Raw genomic sequence first — 395 nt, forward strand, 5'->3', positions numbered from 1 at the left:
CTCGACGGCGACGACGACCGAGATCGCCATGCAGCGTTCACCGGCCGAACCGAAGCCGGCGTTGATCGCGTTGTCGGCGACCAGGTCGAGGTCTGCGTCGGGCAGGACGAGCATGTGGTTCTTCGCGCCGCCGAGGGCCTGCACGCGCTTGCCGTGCTTCGTGCCGGTCTCGTAGACGTACTGCGCGATGGGCGTGGAGCCGACGAACGAGATCGACTCGACGTCGTCGCTGGTGAGCAGGCCGTCGACGGACAGCTTGTCGCCGTTGAGCACGTTGAAGACGCCGTCGGGCAGCCCGGCCTCCTTGAACTTCTCGGCGAGCCAGATGGCGGCCGACGGGTCCTTCTCGCTCGGCTTCAGCACGACGGTGTTGCCCGCGGCGATCGCGATCGGCA

1 protein-coding gene is annotated in these 395 nt (G+C 67.8%); it reads right to left on the reverse strand.

Annotation, left to right across the window (positions count from 1 at the left end; translation table 11 throughout):
* The coding region (locus BIU89_RS12905) for an aldehyde dehydrogenase family protein (protein ID WP_139179126.1) at positions 1 to 395 on the reverse strand (395 nt) is incomplete at both ends.

It is taken from the genome of Curtobacterium sp. MCBA15_005 (assembly GCF_001864855.1).
GTDB classification, from domain to species: Bacteria; Actinomycetota; Actinomycetes; order Actinomycetales; family Microbacteriaceae; genus Curtobacterium; species Curtobacterium flaccumfaciens.